Here is a 14,673-nt window from a genome sequence, read left to right on the forward strand (position 1 = left end):
AAAAAACGGAACTGCTAAACACAGGGTCGCTACTGGCTGGATTGATACATCATCCAGCCAATATCAACGCAAATTTATATCGGTTGAGTCATTAAGCCCACCGACGTCACACCCGCCTGATGCAGCATATTCAAGGCCTTGATGATTTCATCATAAGGAACCTCTTTCGCGCCGCCAATCAGGAATACGGTTTTCGGATTCGCTTTTAATCTTGCCTGCGCTTCTGCCACCACTTGTTCCGACGGCAACTGCTCCATCCGTTGGTGATCAATAACCAGCGAATACTGACCTACACCTGACACTTCGACAATCACCGGCGGGTTATCATCGCTTGAAACGGTTTTCGAATCCGTTGCATCAGGGAGATCCACTTCAACGCTTTGGGTGATAATCGGCGCTGTTGCCATGAAAATCAGCAGCAGCACCAGCAAGACGTCAAGTAAGGGAACAATGTTAATTTCAGACTTAAGCTCGCGACGTTTACGACCACGTACTCGCGCCATACAACCCCCTACTTATTTGCTCTCAGCGCTGGCAAAAGCCTGACGATGCAGAATAGCAATGAACTCTTCCATGAAGTTGTCATAGTTTTGTTCAAGTTTATTCACACGCTGATTCAGACGGTTATAAGCCATAACAGCAGGGATGGCAGCAAACAGGCCAATCGCCGTAGCAATCAGTGCCTCAGCAATACCTGGTGCGACCATTTGCAACGTCGCCTGCTTCACCGCGCCCAGAGAAATAAAGGCATGCATAATCCCCCATACTGTACCAAACAGACCGATATACGGGCTGATAGAACCGACAGTACCAAGGAATGGAATATGTGTTTCCAGCGCTTCTAATTCACGGTTCATTGAGATGCGCATAGCACGGGAAGCGCCATCAATAACAGCCTCAGGTGCATGACTATTTGCGCGGTGCAAACGGGCAAATTCTTTGAATCCAGAATGGAAGATCTGCTCAGAGCCACCCAGCGTATCGCGACGAGCCTGGCTTTCTTGATACAGGCGAGACAGCTCAATGCCAGACCAAAATTTATCTTCGAAGGCTTCTGCATCGCGGGTAGCAGCATTCAGAATACGCGTTCGCTGAATGATGATCGCCCATGAAGCAATAGAAAAGCCCATCAGAACCAGCATGATAAGCTTAACGAATAAGCTTGCCTGCAGGAATAAATCCAGAATGTTCATGTCAGCCACTACTTAAACTCCGCGACAATAGACTTAGGAAGCGCTTTTGGCTTCATTTGGTGTGGATCGATACATGCGATCAATACTTCTGCACTACTCAGAAGATTGCCATGTGAGTCGAGAATTCGTTGAGCAAACGTGAGAGAAGCCCCACGCATTGCGGTAATTTCACTCTGAACTTCCAGCATATCATCAAGACGTGCAGGTGCCAGGTATTCTACCGTCATGCGGCGGACAGCGAAAGCGACATGCTCACGGAGCAATTGCTGCTGGTGAAAATTGTGTTGGCGCAACATTTCTGTGCGCGCTCTTTCGTAAAAGGCAACGTAGCGTGCATGGTAAACCACACCACCAGCATCGGTGTCTTCAAAATAGACACGTACCGGCCATCGAAACAACGTATTACTCACTCTACTTCCCAGTAATGCAATTAACCGAGACACTATACTGAAGAGCGTTACGCTTTGGAATCACTTGAGAGAATAGAAATAAAATAATTATGGGCCAGAAGGCCCATAAGGAGAGATTTTGTACAAATTAGGCGATATACATTCAGATTAAGCGAAAAAGTAGAATAATCCCGCGCCCAAGATCACAATTGCTGGAAGTGGTGAGAAAAAAGCACGCAGCCACACCCGATTAGGGCGAAAACCTACACCATGAATCACACCAGTACACACTGCCCACACAATAAACACCTCTTGCCACACTTCAAGTGAGCTGGTCGCCGCCGCAAAACGCGAAGGATCCCAAAATACACAGAAAGCGACAGCAAATGCGAGCAGGAGTGAAAGGGCCCTGAACGGACCCTTATCCATTAACGCGTATAACTTATCGGACAACATCATCATTGCCATTATTGGCAGCTTTTTCTGCTGCGTTGGCTTCACTCTGCTCCAATGCCAGAGCAGTAATGATACCAAAGGAGCAGGCCAGAAGTGTCCCTAGAATCCAGGCAAAATACCACATGCTTTATGCTCCCTAGTACAGTGAATGCTTGTTGTTTTCGATAAAGTCTTTATCAATGCGCCCGAACATTTTGTAGTAACACCAACTGGTGTACAACAGGATGATAGGGACAAAGATGATCGCAACAATGGTCATCACTTTTAGCGTCAACAGGCTAGATGTTGCATCCCACATTGTCAGGCTGACATTTGGCACTGTGCTTGACGGCATAACGAATGGGAACATAGTGACCCCAGCAGTCAAAATCACACAAGCAATGGTCAGCGATGAGAACAGGAAGGCCCAAGCCCCTTTTTCAAAGCGCGACAGCAAGATGGTAAACAGTGGCAGAATCACGCCAAGAGCAGGCAGCGCCCACAGGATTGGGTACTTGTTGAAGTTAATCAACCATGCACCTGCCTGATGTGCGACTTCTTTGCGCATCGGGTTAGATTGAGCGGCAGTATCTAGCGCAGAAGTCACCACAAAACCATCGATGCCTTTCACTAACCAAATACCGGCCAGCAAGAAGGCAACACCCATCACCAACGCAGAGATTTGCGCGGCTGCACGGGAACGCAGATGCAGTTCGCCACGGGTACGCATTTGCAGGTAAGTTGCCCCTTGCGTAACCAACATGGTTAAGCTGACAACCCCAGCCAGTAAACCAAACGGGTTCAGCAACTGGAAGAAGTTACCTGTGTAGAACAGACGCATGTAGCTATCCATGTGGAACGGCACGCCTTGCAGCAAGTTACCGAACGCCACACCGAATACGACAGCAGGTACAAAGCTACCGACAAAAATGCCCCAGTCCCACATATTGCGCCAGCGGTTATCTTCCACCTTGGAACGGTAATCAAAGCCTACCGGACGGAAGAACAACGCAGCCAACACCAAAATCATCGCGATATAGAAGCCGGAGAATGCGGCTGCGTACACCATCGGCCAGGCCGCAAACAGCGCCCCACCGGCGGTGATCAACCAAACCTGATTACCATCCCAGTGAGGGGCAATCGAGTTAATCAAAATACGACGTTCTGTATCATTCTTAGCGATGATACGCAGCAGGACACCAACACCCATATCGAAACCATCGGTGACTGCAAAACCAATCAGCAGCACACCGATCAGCAGCCACCAGATAAATCGTAATACTTCATAATCAAACATAAGTGGACTCCTGTTTACCGTGCTTCCTGCACTGGTGCAGTCGGCTGTTCAAAATGATAGCGGCCAGTTTTCAGGCTGCTTGGCCCAAGGCGCGCAAATTTGAACATCAGGTACATTTCTGCAACCAGGAACAGCGTGTACAGACCGCAAATCAACGCCATTGAGAATAGAATATCCCCAGCAGTAACAGACGAATTTGCGATTGCTGTCGGCAGCACTTCACCGATGGCCCATGGTTGACGGCCATATTCGGCGACAAACCAACCTGCTTCTACTGCAATCCACGGTAATGGAATACCGAACAATGCGGTACGCAGTAGCCATTTTTTCTCACCAATCTTGCCGCGGATAACGCTCCAGAACGACAAACCAATGATCAGCAACATGAGGAAGCCACAAGCCACCATGATGCGGAATGCAAAGTATAGAGGGAGAACACGTGGAATGGAGTCTTGCGCAGCGAGCTGAATTTGTTCTTCAGTCGCATCAGTGACGTTTTGGGTATAACGCTTCAATAGCAAACCGTAGCCCAAATCTTGTTTTGCCTTACTGAATGCTTCACGTACAGCAGGGTCAGTATTGCCACTGCGTAATTTCTCTAACAGGCTATAGGCTTGAATACCATTGCGAATACGCACTTCGTGTTGAGACATCAAATCGCGCAGACCAATCACCGGCGTGTCCAGTGAACGAGTCGCAATGATACCTAATGCAAATGGAATCTGAACAGCAAAGCGGTTCTCCATCGTTTCCTGATTAGGGATAGCAAACAGCGTAAAGGCAGCTGGTGGCGGTTGAGTTTCCCATTCAGCTTCGATCGCAGCCAATTTGGTTTTCTGCACGTCACCCATTTCATAACCAGATTCATCACCCAGTACGATAACGGATAGCGTTGCAGCTAAACCAAAGCTCGCCGCAATCGCAAAGGAGCGCTTGGCGAATGGAATATCACGGCCTTTCAGCAGATAGTAGGAGCTGATACCTAGAACGAACATCGCGCCGGTAACATAACCTGCTGCCACAGTGTGAACGAATTTCACCTGAGCAACTGGGTTCAACACCAGTTCTGAGAAGCTCAGCATTTCCATACGCATGGTTTCAAAGTTGAAATCAGATGCAATCGGGTTTTGCATCCAACCGTTAGCAACCAAGATCCACAACGCAGAGAAGTTAGAGCCTAATGCAACCAGCCAGGTTACAGCCAAATGCTGATGTTTACTCAGACGATCCCATCCGAAGAAGAACAGACCGACAAAAGTAGATTCCAGGAAGAACGCCATTAAACCTTCGATTGCCAGAGGGGCACCGAAAATATCGCCGACGTAATGTGAGAAATATGACCAGTTTGTCCCGAATTGGAACTCCATAGTCAAACCAGTGGCAACCCCCAGAGCAAAGTTAATCGCAAATAACTTGCCCCAGAATTTGGTCATATCTTTATAGATTTGTTTACCAGACAGCACATAAACCGATTCCATAATTGCCAACAAAAACGCCATCCCCAGCGTTAATGGGACAAATAAGAAATGGTACATTGCCGTTAAGGCAAACTGTAACCGTGACAGTTCGACAATATCAAACATCTTGACTCCTTGCTCCTCGCAGGAAGACTCCGACTTGCGGTCACTCGGCTTCTGTTTAAATCCGAAGCCTCATCATTACCCGCAGTGAATGCCCAAAAAAACACAACAAAAATAACAATATCAACTACCCAGTATTACACCGGGGTAATACTACGCTTCTAATCCCACACAATAAATAGGATTTTACGTGACCCAGCGTTGAGTTCTGGATACAGGTCAAGAAATAGGCCATTTACCTACTGTGCTTTAATTTGATCCAGCACAATTTAAGCGTATCTGAACATTATTGCTATATTCAAAAGTTGATTTAGAACAATTAATTCTTTTTCATGTTAATTAAACGTTCTATTGTTTTTATATAACCCACAACTGTTAATAAAATGTAATTTTATAGTTTAACTAATGCTTTATTACTTCGTTATTATGCGATCCAGATTAACTTTTAAAATTAATTGATTCAGAGTGAGTTCAATCACAATTTCGAGTTTTATATAAGTATGTTAGTTCATTTTCAGAGAAGCGTTCGCAAGTGTTGCCATTTTGTTGCATGATAACGTGCTGTTAATCGATAAAATATTGAATCCTCTATAATGAAAAGAATAGCCCTCGCCACACTCCTGTGTACCAGTACCACATCTATTGCCGCCCAACAGGTTGATATCACTATCTTGGGGACCTCTGATTTACATGGCACTTTTGTGCCCTGGGATTATGCCAGCGACACTGAGAATATGGCCGGCAGCCTGAGCCAAATCGCCACTAAAGTGCATAAAATACGCGCTGAACAGCCCAATATTATTTTGGTTGATGCAGGCGATACCCTCCAAGGAAATTTCGTTGAAACCTTTAAAAATGAACCCATCAGCCCGATGATTCTTGGTTTTAATGCACTGCAATATGATGCTTGGGTGATGGGGAACCATGAATTCGATTTTGGGCTGAAAGCGCTAGGAACTTCACTAAAGCAATTTAATGGCGCTGCATTGGCGGGTAACATTTTCTGGGACTCAGGCAAGCCTTACCTACCCTCCTACAAAATCATTGAGCGCCAAGGCGTTAAAATCGGCATTATCGGAATGGATACCCCGATGACTGCAGAGTTCGCACAGGGTACTGACCGAATTAACGGTATCCATTTCACTGACCCGGTGCAGGAAGTTAAAAAAGTCATTCAACAAATTCAACCGAATGTTGATGCTATTGTTTTGGTCGCTCATATGGGGATCGACAATGAAAACCAGCGGCCAGGGACGGGGGTGGGCGATATTGCCCAAGCCAATCCAGAATTGGCGGCGATCGTTGCAGGCCATATGCATGTAAAAATTGATAAAGCGGTCGTCAACGGAGTCATCATCACTGAACCAGATAAATATGGCCGCGCCCTTTCCCGTATTGACTTGAAATTCGAACAGCGCGATGGGAAATATCAACTCATCGATAAAGACAGCTATACCTACCCTATCAAGGGCGTTGAGTCTGATAAAAACCTAGAAGCCATTTATCAGCCTTACCATGATATTTTGCGTGCGAATGCAAATCGGGTGATTGCCAAGTTGAGTGGTACCAATCTCGCACCTGCAGACGAAATTAAGGGCATTCCTCAAGTTCACGTGCAAGACACAGGGATCAGCGCACTGTATCAGCAAGCGGCGCGTTATTACGCCCCCCAGGCCCAGATCATCGCCCTACAGATTGATAATGATCGCCCCAAATTAGATGTGGGTGACATCACTGCGAAAGATATTGCCTTTAACTATCAATACGCCGGTGGCGAAATAACGGTTTACAGCCTAACAGGCAAAGAATTAAAGCAGTATATGGAATGGTCCGCTGATTACTTTAATCAAGTGAAACCGGGCGATGTGACTTACAGTTTTAACCCACAACGTCGCGCCTCAAAATATTCGACCAATGACTTCTTTGATGGCGTGACCTATACCATTGATTTACGCCAACCTACAGGTTCGCGCATTACCGATTTACGCCTCAATGACGGTACACCTGTCACGGATACCACCCCGATACATCTGGGCATGAACAGTTATCGTATGGGTCATCTGACACAAAAGGGCGGGGTTCTCGAAGGACGGACATTCCCAATACTGTCTGATAGTAAAGCCGAGTATGGCGAGGAAGCAGGCACTATTCGTAATCTCACCATTCGCTATTTGACCGAAGTTAAAGCGGGAAAATATGAAGGAAAGCCTCAACAACGCTGGCACTTGGTTGGACTGGATGGCAATGAAAGAGAAAGAGAAATCGTCAAAAACCTGATTAATACTGACGTAATAACTGTCCCTGCAACTGCGGATGGTCGTTTCACCAACATTGCGTCAATCAACGTGAAAGGTAAGGTATTTAGGGATAAGAGCAGTTATGACGCTGCCTTGGCAACTTTAAAACAGCAAGTGGCTAATGCCAACGATGAGCAGGCTAAACTGCAAGCGCAAACGGATATCGCACTCATCACTGCATTGAATAAGTACTGATTAAGCATTAAAAAAGGCCACCGAAAGGTGGCCTTTTGCAACTGTGGTGTTGCCCGTGTTCCATTGCTTACTGTGGCAATATCGCTTTAACGGCATTACCAATTTCAGCTAAGCTACGCACAGTTTTGACGCCTGCGGCTTCCAACGCTGCGAACTTGTCATCCGCTGTTCCTTTACCGCCAGCAATGATGGCACCAGCGTGGCCCATACGTTTGCCTTTTGGTGCAGTCACGCCTGCAATGTAACCGACAACAGGTTTGGTCACGTGATCTTTGATGTAAGCGGCCGCTTCTTCTTCTGCGTTACCACCAATTTCACCAATCATCACGATAACTTCCGTTTGCGGGTCTTCTTGGAACAACTTCAAGATATCAATAAAGTTAGATCCTGGAATTGGGTCTCCGCCAATACCGACACACGTCGACTGACCAAAACCGATGTCAGTCGTCTGTTTTACCGCTTCATAAGTCAACGTCCCTGAGCGAGAGACGATACCCACTTTGCCTGGCAAATGAATGTGACCTGGCATAATACCAATCTTACATTCGCCTGGAGTGATAACGCCTGGGCAGTTCGGGCCAATCATGCGCGCATCAGACTGTTCCAATCTGACTTTGACCACCAGCATATCCAGTGTCGGGATACCTTCAGTGATACAGATAATCAGCTTGATGCCGGCATCGATGGCTTCCAGAATCGAGTCTTTACAGAATGGTGCCGGTACGTAGATTACTGATGCAGTTGCACCTGTCGTCTCTACCGCTTCACGCACGGTATTAAATACTGGCAGACCCAAATGTTGAGTACCACCTTTACCCGGCGTCACACCGCCAACCATTTTGGTGCCATAAGCGATAGCTTGTTCGGAGTGGAAAGTCCCTTGGCTACCAGTAAAACCTTGGCAAATAACTTTGGTGTTTTTATCGATTAAAATAGACATTATTTAGCCCCCACTGCCGCTACAACTTGCTGAGCCGCATCTGTCAGGCTGGTCGCAGCAATGATATTCAAACCACTGTCTGCCAATTTTTTGGCACCCAGTTCAGCGTTATTCCCTTCCAGACGTACCACAACTGGCACATTGACACCCACTTCTTCAACCGCGCCAATAATACCGTCAGCAATCAGGTCACAACGTACAATACCGCCGAAAATGTTCACGAAAACGGCCTTCACTTTGTCATCAGACAAAATGATTTTGAACGCTTCAGTCACGCGCTCTTTGGTTGCGCCGCCACCTACATCAAGGAAGTTCGCAGGTTCGCCACCGTGCAGTTTTACGATGTCCATTGTACCCATCGCCAGACCAGCACCGTTGACCATGCAGCCAATGTTGCCATCCAAAGCCACGTAGTTCAGCTCCCACTGTGCAGCATGTGCTTCGCGAGCATCTTCTTGGCTCGGATCACGCATTTCGCGCAATTCTGGTTGACGGAACAACGCATTACCGTCTGCACCCAGTTTGCCGTCTAAGCAGACCAGATCGCCTTGTTTCGTGATAACCAGCGGGTTGATCTCAACCATCGCCAAGTCACGCTCCAAGAACAATGTTGCCAAACCCATAAAGATTTTGGTGAACTGAGTGACTTGCTTACCCGTCAGACCCAATTTAAAGGCCAATTCACGCCCTTGATAAGGTTGTGGCCCCGTCAATGGATCCAGTGCAATTTTGTGGATCAGTTCAGGGGTTTCTTCAGCCACCTTCTCAATCTCAACGCCGCCTTCGGTGGATGCCATAAACACCACGCGGCGGGAACTGCGATCGATAACCGCGCCCAAATACAGCTCTTTGTCGATATCTGTTGCAGCTTCAACCAGAATCTGGTGAACCGGTTGACCATGGGCATCTGTCTGGTACGTGACCAGTTTTTTACCTAACCACTGCTCAGCGAAAGCACGAATATCTTCTTTGCTGTTAACCAGTTTCACGCCGCCCGCTTTACCGCGACCGCCTGCATGAACCTGACATTTAACCACCCACGGGCCAGTGCCGATTTTTGATGCGGCTTCTTCTGCTTCACGCGGTGTGGTACAAGCGTAGCCAGTTGGCGCTGGCATGCCATACCGAGCAAACAGTTGTTTTGCCTGATATTCGTGTAAATTCATGATGTTCTATCCATATAAGGTCTGAGATGGGCCGAAGCACACGAGGTTGCCTGATTGCGCGGAGGCAGGTAATCAACACCTTGCAATCAGGCTAGCCTTGTCATTTATCTTTGTTATACGTCGAGCAGCAAGCGAGCTGGATCTTCCAGCATCTCTTTCACCGTCACCAGATAGCCCACAGATTCGCGGCCATCGATTAAACGGTGATCGTAGGACAGTGCCAGATACATCATTGGCAGAATCACTACCTGACCATTTACCGCCATTGGACGATCTTTGATGGCATGCATGCCAAGGATCGCGCTTTGTGGTGGGTTAATGATCGGAGTCGACATCAGTGAGCCGAATACGCCGCCGTTAGTAATGGTGAAATTACCGCCGGTCAGTTCTTCAACTTTCAGTTTGCCGTCACGGCCTTTTACAGCCAGTTCTTTGATTTTCTTCTCGATATCCGCCATACCCATGGTATCTACATCACGTAATACAGGGGTGACCAGACCGCGTGGTGTAGAAACAGCAATGCTAATATCGAAATAGTTGTGGTAAACCACGTCTTCGCCATCAAGAGACGCATTCACTTCAGGATAACGTTTAAGCGCTTCCACCACGGCTTTGATATAGAAGGACATAAAGCCTAAACGGACACCGTGACGTTTCTCAAAAGCATCACCGTACTGCTTACGCAGGTCCATGATCGGCTTCATATTGATTTCGTTAAACGTCGTCAGCATCGCGGTGCTGTTCTTCGCTTCCAGCAGACGTTCAGCAACACGTTTACGTAGGCGTGTCATTGGTACACGTTTTTCACTACGGCCCGCCAGCGCTGCTGGTGCAGCAGTTTCAGCTTTCGCTTCAACGGCGGCAGGAGCAGATTTGTGAGTCGCTAAATGGCTATCAACATCTTCGCGTGTGATTCGACCACCAACACCACTACCTTTAATCGCGGAGGCATCAAGATCATGCTCAGCAATCAGGCGACGAATGGCTGGGCTGAGGCTATCGTTGCTCTCTTCTTCCAGGCTGGCAGTCTGGCGCTGAGCCGGAGTAGACTCTGTGCTTTGACTTTTTTCTTCTGTCGGCTTGCCAGAGCTATCACTTGGACGAATACGGCCCAGTACTTGACGTGAGGTCACTGTTGCACCCTCATCTTCCAAAATGGCGTCCAAAATACCGTCCTGACTGGCCGGAACTTCCAGAATCACTTTGTCCGTTTCAATCTCAACCAGCACTTCATCACGCTTAACGCTATCTCCTGGCTTTTTGTGCCAAGTGGCGACAGAGCCATCGGCGACAGACTCAGGGAGGTCAGGAACATTAATATCTACGCTACTCATTCTCTATCCTTTATGTGTTAACCGGCTCGCTATTCAACGGTCAGCGCGTCATTAACCAGAGCTTGTTGCTGTTTCTGGTGTACGGAAATGTATCCAACTGCCGGTGAAGCGGATGCTGGGCGGCCTGCATAACGCAAGGAAGCACCAAATGGAATCACTTCGCGGAAGTTGTGTTGGCTGCAGTACCATGCGCCTTGGTTAAGCGGCTCTTCTTGGCACCAGACGAAATCATGCACATGAGCGAATTGCTCCAACACAGCCTGAACGGCGTGGTGTGGGAACGGATAAAGCTGCTCAATACGCACGATAGCAACATCGGTTTGACCATTCTTGCGGCGCTGTTCCAACAGGTCATAATAGACTTTGCCAGAACACATCACGACACGCTTAATGCCTTTCGGATCCATCTCGTCGATTTCACCGATAGCAGGCAAGAAAGTCCCATTCGCCAATTCATCCAGCGAAGATATTGCCAACGGATGACGTAACAGTGATTTAGGTGACATCACGACCAACGGCCGACGCATTCCACGCAACGCCTGACGACGAATCATGTGGTAAACCTGCGCCGGTGTTGATGGGATACACACTTGCATATTTTGTTCAGCACAAAGTTGCAGGTAGCGTTCCAAGCGTGCAGATGAGTGCTCTGGACCTTGGCCTTCGTAGCCATGTGGTAACAGCATCACCAACCCACACATCCGGCCCCATTTCTGCTCGCCAGAACTAATAAACTGATCGATAACGACCTGAGCACCGTTGGCAAAGTCACCGAACTGCGCTTCCCAAATGGTCAAGGTACGCGGTTCTGCCGTAGCGTAACCATATTCAAATGCCAAGACAGCTTCTTCCGACAGCACTGAGTCCCAAACTTGGAAGTCGCCCTGTCCGCTGTGTACATTCGACAAAGGTACGTAAACTGAGCCATTTTTTTGATTATGGATGACAGCATGACGATGGAAGAAAGTCCCACGTCCTGCATCTTCACCCGACAGGCGAATTGGAATACCTTCATCAACCAGTGTCGCGTAAGCCAATGTTTCAGCGCCGCCCCAGTCGAATGGCTTCTCACCACTGGCCATCAAAGCACGATCGCTATAAATCTTGGCGACACGAGATTGCATTTCAATGGCTTCTGGTGCATGGCTGATACGACGCGCCAACTCTTGCAGGCGTTTCATTTCAACTTTGCTTGGATATTCTTCATCCCATTCATGGTTCAGATACGGTGACCACGTGAAGGATTGCAGATTCATCGGACGCCACTCTTCTACTACGCAGTCGCCATGATCCAAAGCGTCACGATAAAGATTGACCATTTCAGTGGCATCTTCCAAGGTCGCAATGTTTTGCTCGGTCAGCTTATCCGCATAGATTTTGCGTGGTGTCGGGTGTTTTTTGATCTTCTGATACATCACTGGCTGCGTTGCACTTGGCTCATCGGCTTCGTTATGCCCATGGCGGCGATAGCAAACCAGATCGATCATCACGTCACGTTTAAAGGTGTTACGGAAATCCAGTGCTAGGCGAGTCACAAACGCCACCGCTTCAGGATCATCAGCATTCACGTGGAAGATCGGTGCCTGTACCATTTTGGCAATGTCAGTACAGTACTGGGTAGAACGGGCATCCAGTGGGTTTGAGGTGGTAAACCCAATCTGGTTATTGATAACAATGCGCACCGTCCCGCCAACTTCATAGCCGCGGGCTTGTGACATGTTCAATGTTTCTTGCACCACACCTTGGCCAGCAATGGCCGCATCACCGTGGATGGTGATTGGCAGTACCATGTTGCTACGGGCTTCATCCAGACGATCACGACGTGCGCGGACAGAACCGATAACGACGGGGCTAACAATTTCCAGATGTGATGGGTTAAAGGCCAGTGCTAAGTGAACCAGACCGCCTTCTGTTTCTACATCAGAGGAAAAGCCCTGATGATATTTAACGTCACCCGTCCCCAGATGTTCTTTATGCTTACCGGAAAACTCATCAAACAAATCTTCCGGTTTCTTACCGAGTACGTTAATCAGTACGTTCAGACGGCCACGGTGAGCCATCCCTAGCACGACTTCACGAGTGCCATTTTTACCCGCATGGCGGATCATCTCTTTGAGCATGGTGACCAGTGAATCGCCACCCTCCAGCGAGAATCGCTTCGCACCTGGGAATTTAGCCCCTAAATAACGTTCCAGACCTTCAGCAGCAGTCAGTTCGCTTAGGAAGCGACGCTTCTCTTCTTCGCTGAATGTTGGTTTCCCGACGACTGATTCAATACGCTGTTGTAGCCAGCGTTTCTCTTCAGTGTTGGTAATGTGCATGTATTCAGCGCCAATTGAACCGCAGTAGGTCTGTTTGAGAGCCGCATACAGGTCAGACAGCTTCATGGTTTCTTTGCCGATAGCAAAAGAGCCCACATTGAAGGTGTTCTGGAAATCGGCGTCAGTCAGGTTGTGATAGGAAGGCTCGAGGTCTGGTACAGACTCTTGCTTCCATAAACCGAGTGGGTCAAGGTTAGCATGTTGATGGCCGCGGAAGCGGAAGGCATTGATTAACTGCAACACCTTAACTTGTTTGGCATCATTTTCAGGATCGCTGATGGATGAGTTATAACGCGAGGGGTCCTTCGCCAAGCGACGGAAATACTCACGCGTTTGAGAGTGGAACTGATCAGGTTTTACACCCGTTGTAGGTAGTTGTTGAAAAATTGAACGCCAACTATCATCAACGGAACCAGGATCAGTTAAAAAGTCTTCATAGAGCTGCTCTATGTAGGACTGGTTCGCGCCCGCCAGATAGGAGGAATCCAGCCAGGCCTTCATTGCGCCGTTCTGCATCATGATCCCTTAAGCTTTGAAGCTTCAGTTTTCGCCGTGGTTAACATATACACCGTAATATCAACGGTTTGCCGTAAAAACGGTTCACTCGACATGCTCAATGCACGTTCTGTTATGGACCTTAACGGTCCCGTTCAAGGAACCTCTAAAAACGGACAGCTTGCCGGTTTTTAGAGATTCCCTACCTTGAAGCTACCTGGGGAATCATTCCCCAGGTTAATAAACTCACATCATGCACTACGTTGCAACTATCATTAGCGATGCTTTAACGATTACGCGCCACGCTGTAACAACATAGACTTAATGTGACCAATCGCTTGGGTTGGGTTAAGACCTTTAGGACAAACACTGACACAATTCATGATGCTATGGCAGCGGAAAACACTGAAAGCGTCGTCCAGATCATCCAATCGTGCTGATGTTTCGGTATCACGGCTATCTATCAAGAAGCGATAGGCAGCCAGCAGCCCTGCCGGACCGACAAACTTATCGGGATTCCACCAGAATGACGGGCAAGAGGTTGAACAACAAGCACATAAGATGCACTCGTACAGACCATCCAGCTTTTCGCGTTGTTCAGGCGATTGTAAATGCTCACGCGCTGGCGGATTTTTGCCATCATTTAAGAGATAAGGCTTAATTTTCTCGTACTGAGTATAAAACTGCCCCATGTCGACGACTAAATCCCGCACCACCGGTAGCCCCGGTAATGGGCGAATCACAATCTTCTTATTACCTTTTTGCAACGCTGAGATTGGCGTGATACATGCCAAGCCGTTTTTGCCATTCATATTCAGACCATCGGAACCGCAAACACCCTCACGACAGGAGCGACGAAACGATAGCGTTGGATCTGTTTCCTTCAACTGGATAAGTGCATCCAGCAACATCATATCCCGGCCTTCTTCCGCTTCCAGCGTGTAATCTTGCATGTGCGGCGCGTTATCGACGTCCGGGTTATAGCGATAAATTGAGAACTCAAGTTTCATGATCTATTCCTCCGCAACGGG

At 48.0% G+C, this 14,673-nt stretch carries 13 protein-coding genes; 1 reads left to right on the forward strand and 12 read right to left on the reverse strand.

Going from position 1 to position 14,673, the window contains the following annotated elements:
- Positions 1 to 74: 74 nt before the first annotated feature.
- From tolR to cydA, 7 genes are all read right to left on the reverse strand, one after another.
- Positions 75 to 503, reverse strand: coding sequence for a colicin uptake protein TolR (tolR, locus tag DA391_RS15540; RefSeq protein ID WP_004712292.1), 429 nt, complete (start codon positions 501 to 503; stop codon positions 75 to 77).
- A 12-nt stretch (positions 504 to 515) separates the two neighbouring features.
- Complete coding sequence (gene tolQ / locus DA391_RS15545; protein WP_004393307.1) at positions 516 to 1,202, reverse strand: Tol-Pal system protein TolQ; 687 nt, start codon at positions 1,200 to 1,202, stop codon at positions 516 to 518.
- Positions 1,202 to 1,603 carry a tol-pal system-associated acyl-CoA thioesterase gene (gene ybgC, locus DA391_RS15550; RefSeq protein ID WP_019209288.1) on the reverse strand — a complete coding sequence of 134 codons (402 nt, stop codon included), beginning with the start codon at positions 1,601 to 1,603 and terminating at the stop codon, positions 1,202 to 1,204. Before ybgC ends, tolQ begins: the two co-directional genes overlap by 1 nt.
- Positions 1,604 to 1,750: 147 nt before the next feature.
- Positions 1,751 to 2,038, reverse strand: coding sequence for a cyd operon protein YbgE (gene ybgE / locus DA391_RS15555; protein WP_019209287.1), 288 nt, complete (start codon positions 2,036 to 2,038; stop codon positions 1,751 to 1,753).
- Complete coding sequence (cydX, locus tag DA391_RS15560; RefSeq protein WP_050082494.1) at positions 2,025 to 2,162, reverse strand: cytochrome bd-I oxidase subunit CydX; 138 nt, start codon at positions 2,160 to 2,162, stop codon at positions 2,025 to 2,027. Before cydX ends, ybgE begins: the two co-directional genes overlap by 14 nt.
- A gap of 12 nt (positions 2,163 to 2,174) precedes the next feature.
- Complete coding sequence (cydB, locus tag DA391_RS15565; RefSeq protein ID WP_019209286.1) at positions 2,175 to 3,314, reverse strand: cytochrome d ubiquinol oxidase subunit II; 1,140 nt, start codon at positions 3,312 to 3,314, stop codon at positions 2,175 to 2,177.
- A 14-nt stretch (positions 3,315 to 3,328) separates the two neighbouring features.
- Positions 3,329 to 4,897, reverse strand: coding sequence for a cytochrome ubiquinol oxidase subunit I (gene cydA / locus DA391_RS15570; protein WP_019209285.1), 1,569 nt, complete (start codon positions 4,895 to 4,897; stop codon positions 3,329 to 3,331).
- 590 nt (positions 4,898 to 5,487) lie between these two features.
- On the opposite strand from cydA, the gene DA391_RS15575 reads away from it, so the two are divergent.
- Positions 5,488 to 7,386: a bifunctional metallophosphatase/5'-nucleotidase gene (locus DA391_RS15575; RefSeq protein ID WP_108087937.1), complete on the forward strand. Its 1,899-nt coding sequence runs from the start codon at positions 5,488 to 5,490 to the stop codon at positions 7,384 to 7,386.
- Between the two features lie 67 nt (positions 7,387 to 7,453).
- On the opposite strand, the gene sucD is transcribed toward DA391_RS15575, so the two are convergent.
- The 5 genes from sucD to DA391_RS15600 all read right to left on the reverse strand — a co-directional run bounded on the left by sucD (position 7,454) and on the right by DA391_RS15600 (position 14,652).
- A complete protein-coding gene (sucD, locus tag DA391_RS15580; protein ID WP_019209283.1) occupies positions 7,454 to 8,326 on the reverse strand; it encodes a succinate--CoA ligase subunit alpha in 873 nt (290 codons plus the stop codon).
- Complete coding sequence (gene sucC, locus DA391_RS15585; protein WP_019209282.1) at positions 8,326 to 9,492, reverse strand: ADP-forming succinate--CoA ligase subunit beta; 1,167 nt, start codon at positions 9,490 to 9,492, stop codon at positions 8,326 to 8,328. The genes sucD and sucC overlap by 1 nt, the downstream gene beginning before the upstream one ends.
- 113 nt (positions 9,493 to 9,605) lie before the next feature.
- Positions 9,606 to 10,826, reverse strand: coding sequence for a 2-oxoglutarate dehydrogenase complex dihydrolipoyllysine-residue succinyltransferase (gene odhB / locus DA391_RS15590; protein WP_050082490.1), 1,221 nt, complete (start codon positions 10,824 to 10,826; stop codon positions 9,606 to 9,608).
- 29 nt (positions 10,827 to 10,855) lie between these two features.
- Complete coding sequence (gene sucA, locus DA391_RS15595) at positions 10,856 to 13,663, reverse strand: 2-oxoglutarate dehydrogenase E1 component (RefSeq protein ID WP_050874378.1); 2,808 nt, start codon at positions 13,661 to 13,663, stop codon at positions 10,856 to 10,858.
- Positions 13,664 to 13,935: 272 nt separating this feature from the next.
- A complete protein-coding gene (locus DA391_RS15600; protein WP_049610854.1) occupies positions 13,936 to 14,652 on the reverse strand; it encodes a succinate dehydrogenase iron-sulfur subunit in 717 nt (238 codons plus the stop codon).
- Positions 14,653 to 14,673 lie beyond the last annotated feature (21 nt).

The sequence above is a fragment of the Yersinia massiliensis genome (assembly GCF_003048255.1).
Classification (GTDB): Bacteria; Pseudomonadota; Gammaproteobacteria; order Enterobacterales; family Enterobacteriaceae; genus Yersinia; species Yersinia massiliensis_A.

Coding starts and splice junctions, on each gene's coding strand:
- cydX (WP_050082494.1), bottom strand. CDS start 2,162: ATGTGGTATTTTGCCTGGATTCTAGGGACACTTCTGGCCTGCTCCTTT.
- odhB (WP_050082490.1), bottom strand. CDS start 10,826: ATGAGTAGCGTAGATATTAATGTTCCTGACCTCCCTGAGTCTGTCGCC.
- cydB (WP_019209286.1), bottom strand. CDS start 3,314: ATGTTTGATTATGAAGTATTACGATTTATCTGGTGGCTGCTGATCGGT.
- cydA (WP_019209285.1), bottom strand. CDS start 4,897: ATGTTTGATATTGTCGAACTGTCACGGTTACAGTTTGCCTTAACGGCA.
- sucA (WP_050874378.1), bottom strand. CDS start 13,663: ATGCAGAACGGCGCAATGAAGGCCTGGCTGGATTCCTCCTATCTGGCG.
- tolR (WP_004712292.1), bottom strand. CDS start 503: ATGGCGCGAGTACGTGGTCGTAAACGTCGCGAGCTTAAGTCTGAAATT.
- sucD (WP_019209283.1), bottom strand. CDS start 8,326: ATGTCTATTTTAATCGATAAAAACACCAAAGTTATTTGCCAAGGTTTT.
- ybgE (WP_019209287.1), bottom strand. CDS start 2,038: ATGTTGTCCGATAAGTTATACGCGTTAATGGATAAGGGTCCGTTCAGG.
- sucC (WP_019209282.1), bottom strand. CDS start 9,492: ATGAATTTACACGAATATCAGGCAAAACAACTGTTTGCTCGGTATGGC.
- DA391_RS15575 (WP_108087937.1), top strand. CDS start 5,488: ATGAAAAGAATAGCCCTCGCCACACTCCTGTGTACCAGTACCACATCT.
- DA391_RS15600 (WP_049610854.1), bottom strand. CDS start 14,652: ATGAAACTTGAGTTCTCAATTTATCGCTATAACCCGGACGTCGATAAC.